Source organism: Myxococcus virescens (assembly GCF_900101905.1).
In the GTDB taxonomy this organism is placed as follows: domain Bacteria; phylum Myxococcota; class Myxococcia; order Myxococcales; family Myxococcaceae; genus Myxococcus; species Myxococcus virescens.
Genome location: NZ_FNAJ01000005.1, coordinates 41,606 through 57,467, shown reverse-complemented (window position 1 = coordinate 57,467; position 15,862 = coordinate 41,606). Strand labels below are relative to the sequence as shown.

Genomic DNA, 15,862 nt, shown 5'->3' with positions numbered 1-15,862 from the left:
GTTGGATGGCGGGTCCAGTCGTTGTCGTCAGGTAGCACTGCTCGTTCACAGCGCTCGGGGGGGAAACAGTTCAGAGGGAGGGCTTCATGAAGCCGTGTCCAGCCGATCTGCCACAAACCATCAACCCCGAAGCCGGGCCGAAGCGAGCCGGCGTCGAGACCCACCGCAACCTCAACTGTCATCAGTATGACAACTGCCTGGATGAAGCCGTCCGGCGAGGTTGGCAGTCGTTCACCTGCATGAAGTGTCCGATGTATCAGCAGGTGGCGCCGCCGCAGATGGGGCTCGAGGCCTACGCCACGCAGCGCCGGCCTGTCTGAACGGGGTTCATGGCGTTGACGCCCCTGGCCACACACACCGGGGGCACCACCACGCACGGCGTCTCCGTGCGGGACGTCAGGGGACGGCCGCGTAGATGACGGCCACCCAGTATTGATTCGTGCCGAAGCGGCGGGAGTCTCCCCGCACCACGCCTACGCCCACGCGGTTGTTCGTGGCGTCAGCCATGCTGCGGGACTCCGGAATCGCCGTGGGGTCCGACACCACGAAGAAGTCAACGGACGCCGTTCCCGCGTCGGGCAGCAGCTCGAAGACGCGGTCGTGCACCGGGGCTTCACCCGGCTGGGCCGAGGGCTGGTCCAGCTCCAGCGCGCGCTTGGCGTGGGCGCGTGCCAGTGACTCGAGCGCGGCGTTGCGCGTCAGGGGCGGGAGCTTGCGGGACGCGCGCCGCCGGCTCAGGGCGTCGTAGGCCTCCTGCCGCGGGTCCGCCAGCTCCGGTGAAGCGGGCGGGGCGACGGTGAAGACCTCGGTGAGGACGGCCTCCTGGCGCCCGTTCACCGTGTGGAACGCCACGCCCACGCCCATGAAGCGGAAGCCCGGGTCCAGCACGTTGCGCCGGTGTCCAGGGCTGTGCTCGATGCCGAAGTGGGCCGCCAGCGGCCCCGGTGCCAGGCCCAGGTTCTCTCCCGCGCGCACGTAGCGTGCGCCCGCCGGCAGGCGCTTCGTCAGCGTGGAGCCGTCCGGGGCGATGTGGGCGAAGAAGCCCTCCTTCGACATGCGCGCGCTGTAGTCCTGGGCCACCTGTTCCAGCACTGCGTCGGGGGACAGTTCGGGCAACGCGTGGGCGCGGCGGAGGGCGTTGATGCGCTCGTAGACGGCCCGGCGGGCGTCCTCCAGCGTGGTGGGCTCGGCGGTGTCCTCGCTGGCGGCGTGCTTGCGGGGCTCACCCTGGTCCACCAGGAAGAGCGCCGCCACCTCCGGCCCGCCGTCCGCGCGTCCCACCACCTCCACGGTGTACGTACCCGGCGTGGCGAAGGCGAGCCGGCTGCAGAAGCCGCCCCCCGCACCCCGGTTCCGGACGGGCATGAGGCTCACCCCGCCGTTCGGCTGGGTGACGTACACCTCTGCCCGCCGCAGGGGTGGGACCAGGGTGCCGCAGAGCGTCATGGTCGAGCGCTCGTCCTTGGCGATGAGGCGCGGGAAGTCCTGGAGCTCCGCCTTGCGGTCCACCAGCAGCAGGACGAGCGCCGCGCGCTTGCCGAGGACGGACACTCCCACGCCGAAGTGTGAGGCGCGCTCGCTGTTGAAGTCGTCGCGCTCGAGGAAGGTCTCGATGGCGTGCCGTGGCACCCACGCCCGGATGACCAGCGCGCGCGGCGAGGGGTCCGCCGCGCCCGCGTCACTCACGGCGGAGGTGAGGGTGAAGAGGCCCGGCGCGCCGGTGGTGTATTCGGTGAGGGCCTCGTGTGCCAGCCGCCGCGCGGCGTTGGTCAACTTCGGGTCTTCCACCGGGGCGCGCCGTCCCACGCGCTCGAATTCGCGGCTGACGTGCTGAGCGGCGCTGCGTTCCATTCCGGCCGACGCCGGCGGTGCGGCAGCCATGACGGTGATGAGCGCCAACAAGGCCATCATCGGCGCGCCACCTGGAACGTGAAGGAGAGGGACTTCACCGTGTCCGGGCCGAGCCGCGCGTTGAGCTGCTCGCAGAGCGAGGCCGCTTCGGACTCCAGCGACTGGGCCCACTGGGCGCCCGTCACCGCCACCACCAGGGTGGTTCCGTGCAGGGCCTGGGGGGTGGTGTGGCGCGCGAGGTGTGGACCGACCACCGCCTCCCACACAGGTGCCAGCGCGTGGCCCTTTCCCGACTCTCCCGCCAGCCGTGCCAGGACGCGGGGAAGGAGACTTTCCAGGGACTTGGGTTCACTACGAGCCATCAGGAGGCGATCATCGATCTGTTGACCCATAAAGCCAACCATCCCGTGCGGAGGAGGGGCGCACGGCGGGCGGACCGGCTATGATGGGGCGCGAAGTGCGGCGGCCGGCGCCGCGTACCGTCGCGCAGCGCGCGTCCTGCCTGTAAGGTCGCGGACGGTCCCCCCGGAGCCGCATCCGTATGAGTCACCCCCCCCGTCCCCTCGTGCTGGCTTGCCTGGCCTGTGTCCTGCTGTACCTGAACGGCTGCGGCGACATGGACATGGGGCCTGACAGCCCCGTGGGTCCGTTCCCACAGGGGACTTACTGCTCCGTCGATCAGGATTGCCCCGACCCTTCGCTCTTCTTCTGTGACTCGGCCACCTCGCGGTGCGAACCCGCCTGCCTGACGCGCGAGGATTGCGGCGTGGCGCGGCGGGGCCCTCATGCACTGGCCGCGTGTGACGAGGTAGGCGGCGCCGGCTGCCAATGCGACATGAACCGGTGCGTGCCCGTTGTCTGTGCCGCCGACACGGACTGTGACTCAGGCACGGTGTGCCGAGACGGCGCGTGTGGCGCGCCGCCGTCCGAAACCCGCGCGGTCGCGTGCGAGGTGACGCCGGACGTCGTCGTGGGCACCCCGGGCATGACGGTGGACTTCCGCGTGTGGGTGCGCGAATCGACGGGCGCTCCGTTGGTGTTGCGTGACGGCGTGGCATGGGAGGTGTTGTCTCCCTCCGTGGTCGGAGGCGGGGACGGCCACCAGGCCTCTGTCGTGCTGGGCGAGCCCGCATCGGAGCATCCGGCGCTGGCGGTCCGAGTGGGCAACGTTTCGTGCCATGCGCGCGTCACCGTGCTGCCCGCCGACGTGGCCCCGGGTGGGGTGCGCGTGCTGGTGGTGGATGCGCTGACCGGGCGCCCGGTGCCGCTGGCCGTCGTCGCGGTGTCCGCCGATGACGGCGGCCTGGGAGCGGCCATGGTGACGAACGCCGACGGAGCCGTCTGGGTGCCCGCGGAAGGTGAGGTGGCGCTCTCCGCCTTCCACTCCGACTACGGCTACCTGACGCTGGCGCGCCATGACGCGAGCCAGTTCCGCGACGTGCGGATGGCCCTGCGCCGCAACCCCTTGGACCGCTTCGGCGGCGTGAAGGGCCCATTCCCCACGTTGACGGAGCCCTTTTCGACGGCGGTGTCGCTGCGCGTGGGGCTGATGGGGCTGTCCGTGCCGGGGCTCCCCTCCGACCTGGCTCCCGAGTCCTTCCTGGGCCCGGAGCACGAGGTGGCGCTCCCCTTGGGCACGGGCCAGGACCGCCTGTCGCTGCCGTCGGGCAGCGCACTGTGGTTGACGGGCAGCACGGCTCCAGACGTCGCGGCCCCGGGCGTGGCGGGTGTGTGTGACGGCTCGCTACCGGGTGTGCTGGATGCGGAGCTGGCCATTCGCACGGGCGCCTGTGGGACGCGGACGGCCTGGGCGCTGACGGGCGCGCTCCCCCTGAAGGAACTCCCCCTCAACCTCCTGGCGCCGGGAACGGATCCGCTGCTGCAACTGGGGCAGCTGTTGCCCGGCTCGACGCGCTTCTTCTCGGTGCTGTCACGTGACGCCCGCTTCACCCTGGCGCCCACGCCCGGCATCCTCACCGGCGAGCCGGACACCCGCGCGGCGGAGTACGCGCAGGCGCTGCCTTTCGAGCGGGAAACGCCGGGCGTCCGGCTGTCGTTCCCCTTCGCCGTGCGGGTGCCGCCGCTGCCTCAGTACCGGGGCGCGCACCTGGACCGCACCTACGTGCTGGCCACCGTGGCGGTCCCCGGCCGGGGCATGGTTCCGCTGGGGCTGGGCGCCGCGGCCAACGTGGCGCCGGCCGATCCGAACACGGACGCGGATGCGCGGCTGGGCAGGCCCGGGCTCGTGCCCGTGCGCATGGCGCCCACGCACCGAGGCCTGGAGGGCCTGCCGTACCGGCTGGTGGTGTCCGCCACGTCAGGTCATCAGGCCGAGGACGGCACGGTGGCGACCAGCACGCTCATGGCGAACCTGCCCAGGCCGGAGTTCGACCCGGACGGCGTGCAGCCCGTGGACGCGGGGCTGAGCTTCCTCTCCCTTCCGGAGTCCGTTCGCTACAACTTCGACGGGGCCCCTCGCGGCGAGCTCGTCGGCCGCGAGTTCCAGGCCCAGGTGGACGGGCGGGCCAGCGTGGTGCGCGCCGAGTTCACCAACCGCGCCGGCCGCCGCTGGACGGTGTTGATGGACCCGGACGATGCGGACGACGGCGTCGTCGTTCCCCAGCCGCCGCCAGGGTTCGAGGACCGAACCTTCGACGGCTTGCTGCAGGACGCGCGGGCGAAGCTCCAGGTGGAGGCGCTGCGCGTGCGGGGCCTGGACCGGCGCGTGGGGCAGGGCCCGTCCCGCCTGGTGGCCCCGGAGGGCCTGGGCGCGGAGCGGCTCGCGGACCTGACGGATGCCGTCGCCACGCTGAGCCTGGGGCGGCCGGAGGTGTCGTGGCGCCATCCGGAGGCGGACGGGCAGCGGCTGGCCCGGGGCAGCGCGGTGCGGGTGAGCGTCTCCGGCTTCCGGCTGGGCACGGGTTCCGGCGGCGAAGGCCAGGTGCGCGTCAGCATGCGGGGCGGCTCGGGTTGCAACGACCAGGCGCTGTTCGCCTCCGCCCCCATTGCACCGGGACGCGGCGAGGTGGAGCTGCAGCTCCCGGCGACGTGCTCGGGGCTGGGCGTGTTGCTGGTGGCCACCCTGGTGGACCTGGAGGGTGACCCCCTGCGTCCGCTCGTCAGCGCGACCCGGAAGGTCGACATTCCCTGAGGTCCGAGTGCGGGAACACCCATCTGGGTTTTCGTGCGCTGGCTCGCTTTCTTGATTTGCCGGGTGGTAGCGTTGTCGTCCCGGGAGGCATGGTGCAGAAGGAGACGGTCGTCACGGTCATCTCGAAGATCTCCGACCGGCCGGTCAACCTCGACGCGGCGCTGGTGGTGATCTACGGCTTGGACCTGGGGCGTAAGTTCGACCTCGCGTCCGAGGAGACGCTCATCGGGCGCTCGTCCAAGGCGGACATCCAGATCGACCAGGAGTCGGTCAGCCGCAACCACGCGAGCATCACCAATTCGCGCGAGGGCGTGCGCATCCGCGACCTGGGCTCCACCAACGGCACGTTCGTCAACGACGAGCTGGCGGAGGGGGTGCGCGAGCTGCGCAACGGCGACCTCGTGAAGATTGGCCGCACCATCTTCAAGTACATCGCCGGCGGCAACATCGAGGCCGCGTACCACGACGAAATCTACCGGCTGACCACGATGGACGGCCTCACGCAGATCTACAACCGGCGCTACTTCGACGAGCAGCTGGACCGGGAGATTTCGCGGAGCCGCCGCTACGAGCGGATGCTGTCGCTGGTGCTGCTGGACATCGACCACTTCAAGGCTGTGAACGACAAGTACGGGCACCTGGCGGGGGACTCGGTGCTCAAGCAGCTCGCATCCACGGTGCGCACGAAGATCCGCCGTGAGGACGTGTTCGCGCGTTACGGCGGCGAGGAGTTCGCCATCCTGCTGCCGGAGGTGTCGCTGTCCGGCACGCGTCAGCTCGCGGAGAAGGTGCGCCGGCTGGTGGAGAAGCAGCGCTTCGAGTTCGACCGGCAGGTGATTCCCGTCACGGTGTCCGTGGGCCTCGCGGTGCTGGAGCCGCACCACCGCGAGCCGGGGGAGCTGGTGCGCGACGCCGACGAGAAGCTCTTCGATGCGAAGACGTCCGGCCGCAACCGCGTGGTGGGCTGAGTCTCCAGCCCACCCCGTGCCTGTCCAGGCGCTTCCGCTTCAGCCCGCGAAGACGGAGCGGCGCTCGCGCAGCAGCGACTGGAGCATGCTCTGGATGGCCTCACGGGTGCGCTCGGTGAGGTGCTGGACCTCGCCCAGGTCGTCCGCCGCCTCGGGCGCGAGGTCCTCGACGCCAATGGGTTCTCCGAAACGGATGCTCCACTTGGCCGGCAGGGGCAGGGGGCCCAGCGGCGTGAGGGGCACGTAGGGCAGTCCCAGGAAGGAGGCGGGGATGCGGCCCAGCAGCGGCGACGTCTCCTCCGCGCCGACGATGGCCACCGGGACGATGGGCGCGCCGGTGCGCAGCGCCAGCTTCACGAAGCCGCCGCGGCCGAAGCGCTTCAGCCGGTAGCGCTCACCGAAGGGCTTGCTGAGGGCCTGGTAGCCTTCGGGGAAGACGACCAGGGGACGATGCTCGTCCAGGAGCCGCAGCGCGTTCTCCGGGCAGGCCCGCACGGCGCCGAGCCGGTTGAAGAGGGTGCCCACCATCGGCGCGTGGAAGATCTGGTCCTCCACCAGCCAGCGGGGCTCGCGCAGGTCCGGGCGCTCACGCGTGAGGGCCATGGACATGACGAGCCCGTCGTAGGGCAGGGCGCCCGAATGGTTGGCCACCAGGATGGCCGCGCCCGGCGGCACGTGGTCCACGCCCTGCACGGACACGCGCCAGTACTGCGAATAGAGGAACTCGAGCACGGGCTCCAGCCGCTCGACGAGCGATGGGTCCTTGCCGTACTCGTCCAGGTTCGCGCCACCGCCAGTGCCCAGGCCGGCGCGGAGCATGTCCTTCAGGCCGCCCATCGCGAGCATCGCCCGGGCCAGACTCTCGCTCGCCAGGGCCTGCCCGGCGATGTCACGCGCCAGGGACAGGGCCGCCACGGCGCGCTCCGCCAGGGGACGGATGCCGTCGGGCTCGCCCCGTCCGGCCTCCGGAGAGAAGGACTCCCGATAGGACGACTCACCCGCGTTCGTGGCGGGCGGAGGCACCAGCGACAGCGGGCCCCTGCGGCTGGGAGGGAGCTCGTCGCGTGTGGCATCCGGAAGCTCTACTTCCGGCTCCACCGCGGACGTGTCCGCTTCTTCCGTCACCACGACGCGGACCGGCGTCTCCCGCTCCCACCGGGTGACGGCCGGAGCATCCGGTGTGGCGTGGAGGGCGCGCACCTTGTCGATGGCGGCCCGTGCGGCGCTGTCCGCGACCTGCGCGGCCACGGCGGCGGCGAGCTCCTGCTCTTGTTCCGGAGACGGGGCAGGAGCGCCCCGCTCCAGTGCTTCCTCCACCGCGGCTTCGGCCAGCTCGGTCGCGAACTCCGTGGCCATGAGCCGCTCGACCTCGGCGTCGGGACCGGCCTCCGCGCCCAGCGCCGCGTCCACCGCGGCGGTGGCGGTGGCTTCGGCCACGTCGGCGGCCAGGGCTTCCGCCAAGGCAAGGTCCACGTCGCGCTGCTTCGGCGTGGGGGCACCGGCATCGTTCACCGGGCCGGGGGCTTGTGAATCCAGCGTGAGCGGCGTGGACACCGCGGGCTCGCGCAGGGGCAGCACGGCGTCGTCCGCGTCGTGGGCAGAAGCCTGGGGGGCCTGCGGCGTCCGCGCCTGCTGGGACGGGGCGGGTTCGCGCGGCGACAGCGCGGCGTCCGCTGCCCCAGGCACGGGGGGCCGCTGGGCTTGGGGCCCAGGGGCATGCGTCGGCTGTGCGAGGCCCTGCGGAGTCGCGGCGTCCGCTGCCTCGGTCCTTTCGGCCTGAGGCGCGGGGGCACGCGTCCCCGATGCCTGCGGCGGAGGCCGGGCCGCCGCGGCGGCGCCCTTCATGCCTCCGGCCGCCTTGCCTCCCTTGGCCTTCCCGGACGTCTTCTTGCCCTCGTGCTTGCGCGACTTCGCGGCAGGCGCCTTGCCACCGCCCTTCGCGGACGCCGTCCCGCCAGGCCCCGGCTTCTTCTTCGTCTCCGCGGCGGCGGCCTTTTCCTCGCCACCTGGCGTGGAGGACTCGGTGGGGCGCGACGCGGCGCCGCGCTTGAAGGGATCGTTCCCAAGGACACCCTTGGCCATGACTAGCTCCTCTTCAGCGCCGCAGCGGCGTCTTTGACATGGTGGAGGGGGATGAAACCGAGTGCGGACTCGGCGCGCTCGCCATCCGCGACCCATGAGTAATGGATGTAGTCGAGCAGGGCCACGGGCAACGTGCCCGCGCCCACGGCGTCCAACGTATGCAGGCCGGCCCGGAACAAGGGCCCTGGCAGGGGGAGCGGCCGCGCGCCCGCCTGCTGAATGAGGCCGGAGATCGGCATCACCCCACGGCCCACGATGTTGAACTCGCCGGACGCGTCCGCGCGCAGGGCCAGGTGCAAGGCACGCGCGGCGTCGTCTTCGTGCAGCCCCTGCCAGAGCGGATCGAAGCCCATCAGCGTGGGCACCACGGGATTCTTCAAGAAGCGCGTGGCCGGGTTGTCCACCGAGGGCCCGAGTACCGGCGCGAAGCGCAGCACCAGCACGCGCATGTCCGGATGCCGCTCCCGGAAGGCGCGCACCTGGCCTTCCACCTCTACCTTGTCGGTGACGAAGCGACTGTGCGGGCAACCCTGGAGCGCCGAGTCCTCGCGCAGCATCGCGGGGTTGTTCCCGCGCGCGCCGTAGACGGCCGTCAGGGAGGGCACCACCAGCCGGGGCAGCCGTGAGCGGCCCGCAGCCGTCAGCACGTTCATCGTGCCGATGACTTCCAACTCGTGCGCCAGGGAGCCGTTGCGGATGGGACCGAACAGGAACGCCAGGTGATAGAGCGCGTCCACGGGGCGCTCGGTGAGCGCGTCGGTGAGCTCGCCCTCGGCATCGTACCGGGTGAGGTCCACGCGGTGGAACTCCACCTTGTCGCCCTCCGGCCGGACGACGTCGAGCACGAGGATGCTCTCCACGTCGGGATCCTGGTCCAGCCGAGCCAGCAGGAGCCGCCCATAGTCGCCGCTCGCGCCCGTGACCGCGATGCGCAGCCGTCCCTTGCCTGGTCGTGACACGTCCATACGCGGTGTCGCGTGTTAGCCCAGCCGCCTGGGATTGTCAGCCGCCACCCATGTTGTGTTGCTGGACAACGTCGCCTGGGTGGCGGAGGGTGTCCGGCCGCCATGTCCCGGATTGCCCGTCTCAGCGACGTCCTCATCAACAAGATTGCCGCCGGCGAAGTCGTGGAGCGCCCCGCCTCCGTCGTGAAGGAGCTGGTGGAAAACGCCATCGACGCCGGTGCCGGCACGATCCGCGTCGAGCTGGACGGCGGAGGCGTGGACCGCATCATCGTGTCGGATGATGGGCATGGCATGGGGCGCACGGACGCCGTGGCCTGCCTGGAGCGCCACGCCACCAGCAAGCTGCGCGAGCTGGACGACCTGTTCCACATCGACTCCATGGGGTTCCGGGGCGAGGCCATTCCCGCCATCGCATCCGTTTCCCGGTTCACACTTCACTCCGCGGCCGCGAACTCCGAGGTGGGCACGCGGGTGTCAGTGGAGGGCGGCGGGCCACCGCTGGTGGAGGACGCGCCGCCGCGGACGGGCACGGTCATCACCGTGGAGGACCTGTTCTTCAACGTGCCCGCGCGCCGCAAGTTCCTGCGCCGGGGCGACACGGAGCTGAAGCACGCGGAGGAGGCCGTGGTGCGCCTGGCCCTGGCGTACCCGGAGGTGGGCTTCTTCGCCTCGCACGAGGGCGGCGCGCTCTTCTCCAGCGCGGCCTGCCCGGATGACCCGCGCGAGCGGATCGCCGCGGCGCTGGGCTCCACGTCGCATCCGCACCTGTTCCCCGTGGAGGAGCGCCGGCTGGGCGTGGCCGTCACGGGGTATGCCGCCTCGCCCGAGTTCACTTTCAACAACGCGCGCGGCCTCTACACCTTCGTCAACCGCCGCTACATCCGGGACCGCGGCCTCATTGGCACCATCCAGCGCGCGTACCAGGACTTCCTCGCCGCCGGGCGCCAGCCCGTGGTGGTGCTGCACATCGACGTGGACCCGCGCGCGGTGGACGTCAACGTGCACCCGCAGAAGCAGGAGGTCCGCTTCGCCGACGCCCGGGGTGTCCAGGAGGCGGTGACGGCCGCGCTCAGCCGCATGCTGCGCGCCGCGCCGTGGCTGGGCTCGGGCGTGGAGGGCGCCGCGCCCCAGGCCGGCCAGCCCATGGACGCCGCGCACTACGCGCACGCCGTGGAGCGCTTCCTCACCCGCGCCCAGGAAGCCGCGTGGGGCGGCCCGCTGCCCACCGCCATGGACGCGCCGGGCCCCGGTCCAGGGGCGCCGTCCCTGGGGCCGCTGGGGCAGGGGGCTCGGCCGGGCGCGCTGCCCTTCGCCGCCGCGGTGGGGCAGGCCCCCGCCTTCGGTCAGGCGCAGCCCCAGCTCAACGAGGCACCGCCGCCGGGCTACTTCGGCGCGCTGCGGCCCCTGGGCATGCTGGGGGGCCGCTTCCATGTCTGCGAGGGACCGGGTGGCACGCTGGTGGTGATGGATCCACACGCGGCGCTGGAGCGCGCGCGCCTGACGGGCTACCTGCGCGCGTTGGAGTCCGGCAAGCCGCCTCCGGCCCCCACGCTCTTCGGCACCACGCTGGAGTTGCCCGTCGCGGCGGCCAAGGCCCTGGTGGAGGGCAGGGAAGCCCTGTCCCGCCTGGGCTTCGACGTGGAGCCGTTCGGCGGCACCACGGTGGCGTTGAAGACGGTGCCGCCGGGACTGGAAGGGGCGGACGCGCGTTCGCTGCTGGAGGCCCTGGCGCGGGCGCTTCCGCCGAAGAGCGCGACGCTGGACACGGTGTCGCTGGCGGAGGCGGTGCGGGTGATGGCGTGCCACGCCGCGAAGCAGGCCGGCGCCGTGCCGCTCTCCGACGCGCAGTTCCGCGCGCTGCTCGGGGAGTTGGACCGGGCCGACTTCCACCCCACGTGCAGCCACGGCACGGTGGTGGTGCTGGAGATGCCCTTGCTGGAGCTGGAGCGGCGCGCCCGCTGAGTGCCCCGAAAATTGACGGGGGGGGACCCCCTGTTACCGTGCGCCACACCCTTGTAGCACCCAGGCCAACCTCCGCAGCGCACAGGAGCGGGCACATGCACGGTGTGATCACCCTGCGGGACGTGGTGGCGAATCTCGGCGTGGTGCTGCGCGAGTTCGGCGCCGGATGCGTGGTGCGCTGCTTCGTCGCATCCCTTCGCCGCCGGCGGACCACCTTCCTGGAAATCGCGCTGAGCCCCAAGCGCCCCTGACGCCAAAGCCGCCATTGATGCTCCGTCGCCTCCTTCCGCTCGCACTGCTGCTTTCCACTCCCGCCGCCGCTCAGGATGACGGATACGGTGATGAGGATGTGTCCACCTCGCTGGATGGGGTGGGCCGCATCACCATCCAGGGCGGCTGGCGCATCACCCCCAACAAGACGCTCTACGACGGCTGGTACTCGCGCCCCGCCAACCAGGGGCTGCCGCGTGCCCGGGAAGTGGCGGGCGGGCCCACGGTGGTGGCGTCCTTCGCCTACGCCATCTCCGACCTGCTGGAGGTGGGCATCGACCTGTTCGGCACGCAGAGTCGCCTGTACCTCAACGAGCCGGGCGTCGACGGCGGGCCGCCGCAGGCCCGGCAGGTGGACGTGCTGGGCTACGGGGCGCTCATCGGCCTGCGCTTCCAGACGGTGATTCCGCAGCTGGGCCCCCATGGGCTCGTGCCCTTCGCGGGCTTGCTGATGGGGCCCACGCTCGCCTCGTCGGAGCGCAAGGGGGAGGAGCTCCAGGAAACCACCACCCAGACGTGGATGGGCAACGTGGGCGCCACGTTGCGCCTGACGCCGCGTTGGGGCATCACTGCCGACTACCGGCTCGCGTTCCTCCGAGGTCCGGTGGGGCCGTCCACGGCGCGCGTCGGCTCGTTCAGCCTGGGCGGGAGCTGGCTCTCGCTGGGCGTGACGTACAGCTTTCCAGCAGAGCCATCACGGCCGCTCCCGGGGAGCCTGTAAGTCCGCAGGGGAAGCAGGCGAGCCGGGCGCTGTTGCCCTTCTCCGGGAAATGCATTGGCTAAGCAGCGCTGTTCCGCTGCGGAAATTATCGACGCATGACCGGGAGAACTCCTTACGATGCGTGAATCGGCCGAATTCATTTCCGGGCCTAGGAAGATGTCCATGCCAGACCAGCCGAAAACGGATGTGGAAAAGGAGCTCACGGATCTGCGCCGTGAGATTGTCGAGGCACGCAACCTCGTCATCAAGAGCGACAACCTGCTCAAGAACCTCCATGCGGAGGTGAAGGCGGTTGGCAAACGCCACGAAGATTTCCAGAAGCGCCAGTGGCTGTCGTCCGCGGTGGCCTACGTGCTGTTCGCGGTCATCTGCGTGGGCGCCGCGCTGATGATCACCAGCGCGCGCAGCACCAGCGCCACCAACGAGAAGGAGCGCCTGGAGAAGACGGTCGCCGACCTCACCGGCCAACTGGAGAAGCAGCGCGCGGACACCGCGGCGCACCAGTCGGTCCAGCAGGAGGCGAACAAGGTCTACAAGATGATGACCAGCCTGCCCGGTGACGAGCGCCTCAAGGGCATCGACGCGCTGGTGAAGCTGGACACGTCGCGGTTGAGCAACCTGGAGCGCCAGGCCCTCAATGACCGCGCCGCCGTGCTGCGCCGGGAGACGGGCGACGCCGCGTTCGAGCAGGGCAAGATCGCCTTCCGCAAGAACGAGATGGTCAGCGTCATCTCCAACATGGAGCGGTTCCTGGCCATGAACCCGCCGCAGGACCAGGCGCTGGACGCGTCCTTCTTCCTGGGCACGGCCTACAACAACACCCGCAACCACGAAAAGGCGGTGCCGCTGCTCGCCCGCTTCGTGGACGGGGACCGCAAGTCGAAGACGCGCGACTACGCCATGTTGATGCTGGCGCACTCCTACCAGGAGGTCGGCCAGTACGATAAGGCGCTGGAAGTCGCCCGTGACGCGGCTGGCGCCTACCTCAACAGCCCGTACCAGTCGCAGTTCCGGGGCCGCATCGCCGCGGTGAAGCGCCTGATGAACCCGGAGAACGCGGTGCCCGCGGCTCCGGCCCAGGCGACCAGCCAGCCCGGCCAGTAGCCGCCCGTGGGGTCCGGAACCCCACCCACCGGAAACGTTGCCACACGGAAGCGTTGCCACACGGGGTCCACGGTCATAAGACGTGGGCCCCGTGTCCGCTCCCGACCCCCGGAAAGATCCCCGCTACCGCCGCTTTCGTGGTGCCGCGTATGGGATTTACATCCTCGTCACCACGCTGTTCTCGCTGTGGCTCATCTGGAGTGTCGGCCGCTCTGTCTTGGCCATGACGCCGGAGAAGCTGCCTCCCGCCCCCGTGGCGCTCACGTTCCGCGAGTGCCTGGATGGCGCGCGCGCCTTGTGGACGGAGCTGGAGAGCGGCCGCGAGAAGCTGGTGAACGTGTCTCCCGCCAAGAGCGTCGACCAGGAATGGATGCGCTTCCGCACCGAGTGGCTGCAGAAGCTCCGCGTGCGTGAGTCCGAATGCGCGCTCGACTCGCGTGAGCGGGCCCCCCTGCGCGAGGTGTTCCGCCGCCTGATGCGCGTGCAGGACCTCTACGCCATCCACGCGGTGCAGTACGCGGGAGAGGTGGGCGGCGAGGTGGATGCGCTGCACGACGCCTTGAACACCGCGGGCCGCAACCCCGGCGCCGGCCGGCTGCCCTGAGTCAGCGCACCGGCAGCAGGGCGGTGTAGCGGCCCAGGTGGTCCGACACCGTCTGCGACAGCAGCACCGGAGACGGGCGCCCGCCCAGGTCCGCCACCCGGTAGAAGCGCACGGAGGCATAGGGCGAGGGCGCCCCTGCCTCGGTCACCATGCCCCGCACCGTGCGGCCGCGCTGGAGCGGGAAGGTGGCCAGCACCTGTTCGGACGCGTCGTCGCCGGGGAGCACGGTGATGACGCGGCTGACGCGGGGCAGGTTCTCCGTGGGGATGAAGTCCACACGGTAGATGCCTGGATCCAACCCCAGGCGGAAGGCGCCCGTGTCGTCGGTGGTGCCCAGGGACTCACTGCCCGCCGGTGGACGCGGCCAGCCGGGCACCTGTCCCACCGGATCCGCCAGCACCCTCACGCCCAACGCCGGTGAGGTGTTGTCCGTCTGGAGAATCGTCCCCCGGATGATGCGCCGGTCCGGACACACGACGTCCGGCAGCACCGCGCCGGTGCGAGGCACCTCCACCGACTGCACCGTCAGGCCCGCGGTGGAGCCTGACGGCGGCACCACCACCAGCGACAGGTGGCCGCCCGGCCCCGACGGGAGCGTCTCCACCGTGAAGCGGCCCTCCGCGTCGGTGGTGCTCAGGGGCCCCTGGTACGTGCCGCCGCCTCCCACGGGGCCGCGCAGGGACACGGAGGCCTGGACCACGGGCCGGCCGTCCCGTCCCAGGATGCGACCGGACACCTGGACCGGCTCGCCATAGTCACCCAGCTCCAGCGGCGCGATGAGCGGCTCGCGGGGATCCACGGTGAACGTCTTCTGTGGCACCCACACGTCGCCTGTCGCCGTCACGCGCACCAGGAGGCTGGTGCGCTGCGAGGCCTCCAGCGGCAGGGCCAGGGAGAAGGCGCCCGAGCCGCGCGCCACCGGCACGCGCTGGGACAGGGGTGTCAGGTCCGCGTCCAGCGCCTGGACCTGCAGCGCGGCGTCCACGAGCTGCGCGCCCTGGCGCACCACCCGGCCCTCCAGCCGGGCCACCTGGTTGGGGGAGGGCAGCACCATTTGAAGGGGCACGGCGCCGCCGGGCGACACGGTGGCTTCGCCGCGCACCGGTGGCAGCCCCAGGTCCTCCGGCTCCAACGTCACCGTGTACGTCCCGGTCCCCACGGGCAGCACCCAGGCGCCGTTGAGAGGGACCAGGTCGGCGGTGAAGAGGCGCGCCACCCCCGGCAGCAGCGCGCTCTCCCCGCGGGCGGTGAGGTGGAGCGGCTCGTTGTAGGGACGCGGGGCGCTGCCGACGGGGCTCGTGGCGCGCACGGTGCTGCCCTGGACGGTGGCGGGCCCGAACAGCGCCAGGTTCAGCTCCGGCCGGATGGCGTCGACCTGGAAGTCCTGCGCGTGCAGGCCGTCATGGGGGTTGGGCGTCACCTCCACCACGATGTCCCGGCCCGGGTCGCCGCAGCCGTCCGGGAAGCACACCTCGTTGATGGCACAGTCGCTGTCCGCGCGGCACACCAGTTGGCTGGGGTCGGGCGCTTCCTCCAGCAGCACGCAGCCGGCGCTGGGCAGGCCCGACAGCAGGACCGTCCACGCGAGTCGCCGCACCCGCTTCACCGGCAGTCTCCCTGGACGGTGTTGACCACCCACGAATAGGTGACGACGAAGCCGGGGTTGTTGATGGTGGTGCCGTCCGGCAATTGCACCGGCCGGGGCCGCACCACGCGGTCCACCAGCTCCGCGTCAGTCACCAGCGCCTCCACCAGGTGGGGGCCGGGCGTGCTCAGCGGGTTGTTGGCGGACGCGAGGCTGATGAGCAGCGTGCCCCGGTCCGAGCGCCGGGGTTCGCGGGTGCTGGCCAACTCATACTGGCGGTAGGGGCCGCGCGGGTCCTGCGGGTTGTAGTCCACGTACCAGTGCACGACGATGCGGTCGTCCACGTCGGGGTCCTCGACGGCCACCTCGAAGGCGAGGTCGCAGCCGTCCGCGCCGAAGTCCGAGATGAAGCGCTGCTGGGGGGCCACCAGGCTGTCGATGATGCGCGGCGGCCGGTTCATGAAGTCCGGCACGGCGTCCAGCAGCGTGTCGTCCTGGGGGATGAGGCAGCCGGACGCGGCGCAGCCCGCGGCCATCAGCAGCCACAGTTCTCGTCTCCAGGAGTATCGCCGCGTCGTCGCTTCCATCATCCGGACGGG

At 71.3% G+C, this 15,862-nt stretch carries 14 protein-coding genes; 8 read left to right on the top strand and 6 right to left on the bottom strand.

What is annotated here, in order from left to right; all coding sequences use genetic code 11:
* The first annotated feature begins 86 nt into the window (after positions 1 to 86).
* Positions 87 to 320: a hypothetical protein gene (locus BLU09_RS16375; protein WP_002636478.1), complete on the top strand. Its 234-nt coding sequence runs from the start codon at positions 87 to 89 to the stop codon at positions 318 to 320.
* Between the two features lie 76 nt (positions 321 to 396).
* Here BLU09_RS16375 and BLU09_RS16370 read toward each other — a convergent pair whose 3' ends face one another.
* Both BLU09_RS16370 and BLU09_RS16365 read right to left on the bottom strand, forming a co-directional pair.
* A complete protein-coding gene (locus BLU09_RS16370; RefSeq protein WP_090490485.1) occupies positions 397 to 1,911 on the bottom strand; it encodes a CAP domain-containing protein in 1,515 nt (504 codons plus the stop codon).
* Positions 1,908 to 2,213, bottom strand: a complete 306-nt coding sequence (locus BLU09_RS16365) for a DciA family protein (RefSeq protein ID WP_011554040.1) — start codon at positions 2,211 to 2,213, stop codon at positions 1,908 to 1,910. The genes BLU09_RS16370 and BLU09_RS16365 overlap by 4 nt, the downstream gene beginning before the upstream one ends.
* Before the next feature lie 485 nt (positions 2,214 to 2,698).
* Between BLU09_RS16365 and BLU09_RS16360 the strand changes: the two genes are divergently transcribed.
* Entirely contained in the window at positions 2,699 to 5,002 is a 2,304-nt protein-coding gene (locus tag BLU09_RS16360) for a carboxypeptidase-like regulatory domain-containing protein (RefSeq protein ID WP_244171773.1), read from the top strand.
* Positions 5,003 to 5,094: 92 nt separating this feature from the next.
* Positions 5,095 to 5,970: a GGDEF domain-containing protein gene (locus BLU09_RS16355; RefSeq protein WP_090490875.1), complete on the top strand. Its 876-nt coding sequence runs from the start codon at positions 5,095 to 5,097 to the stop codon at positions 5,968 to 5,970.
* 39 nt (positions 5,971 to 6,009) lie between these two features.
* Here the strand turns inward: BLU09_RS16355 and BLU09_RS16350 are convergent, their stop codons facing one another.
* Positions 6,010 to 8,052, bottom strand: a complete 2,043-nt coding sequence (locus BLU09_RS16350; protein ID WP_090490483.1) for a 1-acyl-sn-glycerol-3-phosphate acyltransferase — start codon at positions 8,050 to 8,052, stop codon at positions 6,010 to 6,012.
* Positions 8,053 to 8,054: 2 nt separating this feature from the next.
* Positions 8,055 to 9,017 (bottom strand): SDR family oxidoreductase, encoded by a 963-nt coding sequence (locus BLU09_RS16345; RefSeq protein ID WP_090490482.1) that lies wholly within the window; start codon positions 9,015 to 9,017, stop codon positions 8,055 to 8,057.
* 102 nt (positions 9,018 to 9,119) lie between these two features.
* Here BLU09_RS16345 and mutL point away from each other — a divergent pair, with 102 nt between their 5' ends.
* The 5 genes from mutL to BLU09_RS16325 all read left to right on the top strand — a co-directional run bounded on the left by mutL (position 9,120) and on the right by BLU09_RS16325 (position 13,678).
* On the top strand, positions 9,120 to 10,979 hold the full coding sequence (mutL, locus tag BLU09_RS16340) for a DNA mismatch repair endonuclease MutL (RefSeq protein ID WP_090490481.1): 1,860 nt from the start codon (positions 9,120 to 9,122) through the stop codon (positions 10,977 to 10,979).
* 95 nt (positions 10,980 to 11,074) lie between these two features.
* A complete protein-coding gene (locus BLU09_RS38765) occupies positions 11,075 to 11,230 on the top strand; it encodes a hypothetical protein (protein WP_163884409.1) in 156 nt (51 codons plus the stop codon).
* Positions 11,231 to 11,328: 98 nt separating this feature from the next.
* Entirely contained in the window at positions 11,329 to 11,970 is a 642-nt protein-coding gene (locus BLU09_RS16335) for a hypothetical protein (protein ID WP_244171772.1), read from the top strand.
* A 117-nt stretch (positions 11,971 to 12,087) separates the two neighbouring features.
* The gene (locus BLU09_RS16330; RefSeq protein ID WP_090490479.1) at positions 12,088 to 13,074 is read left to right on the top strand and encodes a tetratricopeptide repeat protein; all 987 of its coding nucleotides are present in this window, start codon (positions 12,088 to 12,090) and stop codon (positions 13,072 to 13,074) included.
* Positions 13,075 to 13,165: 91 nt separating this feature from the next.
* The gene (locus BLU09_RS16325) at positions 13,166 to 13,678 is read left to right on the top strand and encodes a hypothetical protein (protein ID WP_186817793.1); all 513 of its coding nucleotides are present in this window, start codon (positions 13,166 to 13,168) and stop codon (positions 13,676 to 13,678) included.
* 1 nt (position 13,679) lies between these two features.
* Here BLU09_RS16325 and BLU09_RS16320 read toward each other — a convergent pair whose 3' ends face one another.
* Positions 13,680 to 15,284, bottom strand: a complete 1,605-nt coding sequence (locus BLU09_RS16320; RefSeq protein WP_244171771.1) for a carboxypeptidase-like regulatory domain-containing protein — start codon at positions 15,282 to 15,284, stop codon at positions 13,680 to 13,682.
* A complete protein-coding gene (locus BLU09_RS16315) occupies positions 15,281 to 15,853 on the bottom strand; it encodes a hypothetical protein (RefSeq protein WP_090490476.1) in 573 nt (190 codons plus the stop codon). The genes BLU09_RS16320 and BLU09_RS16315 overlap by 4 nt, the downstream gene beginning before the upstream one ends.
* Between the last annotated feature and the right edge of the window lie 9 nt (positions 15,854 to 15,862).

Excerpts from the sequence above, each read along its gene's own strand:
- mutL (WP_090490481.1), top strand. The coding sequence starts at position 9,120 with ATGTCCCGGATTGCCCGTCTCAGCGACGTCCTCATCAACAAGATTGCC.
- BLU09_RS38765 (WP_163884409.1), top strand. The coding sequence starts at position 11,075 with ATGCACGGTGTGATCACCCTGCGGGACGTGGTGGCGAATCTCGGCGTG.
- BLU09_RS16370 (WP_090490485.1), bottom strand. The coding sequence starts at position 1,911 with ATGATGGCCTTGTTGGCGCTCATCACCGTCATGGCTGCCGCACCGCCG.
- BLU09_RS16365 (WP_011554040.1), bottom strand. The coding sequence starts at position 2,213 with ATGGCTCGTAGTGAACCCAAGTCCCTGGAAAGTCTCCTTCCCCGCGTC.
- BLU09_RS16345 (WP_090490482.1), bottom strand. The coding sequence starts at position 9,017 with ATGGACGTGTCACGACCAGGCAAGGGACGGCTGCGCATCGCGGTCACG.
- BLU09_RS16375 (WP_002636478.1), top strand. The coding sequence starts at position 87 with ATGAAGCCGTGTCCAGCCGATCTGCCACAAACCATCAACCCCGAAGCC.
- BLU09_RS16330 (WP_090490479.1), top strand. The coding sequence starts at position 12,088 with ATGCGTGAATCGGCCGAATTCATTTCCGGGCCTAGGAAGATGTCCATG.
- BLU09_RS16350 (WP_090490483.1), bottom strand. The coding sequence starts at position 8,052 with ATGGCCAAGGGTGTCCTTGGGAACGATCCCTTCAAGCGCGGCGCCGCG.
- BLU09_RS16315 (WP_090490476.1), bottom strand. The coding sequence starts at position 15,853 with ATGATGGAAGCGACGACGCGGCGATACTCCTGGAGACGAGAACTGTGG.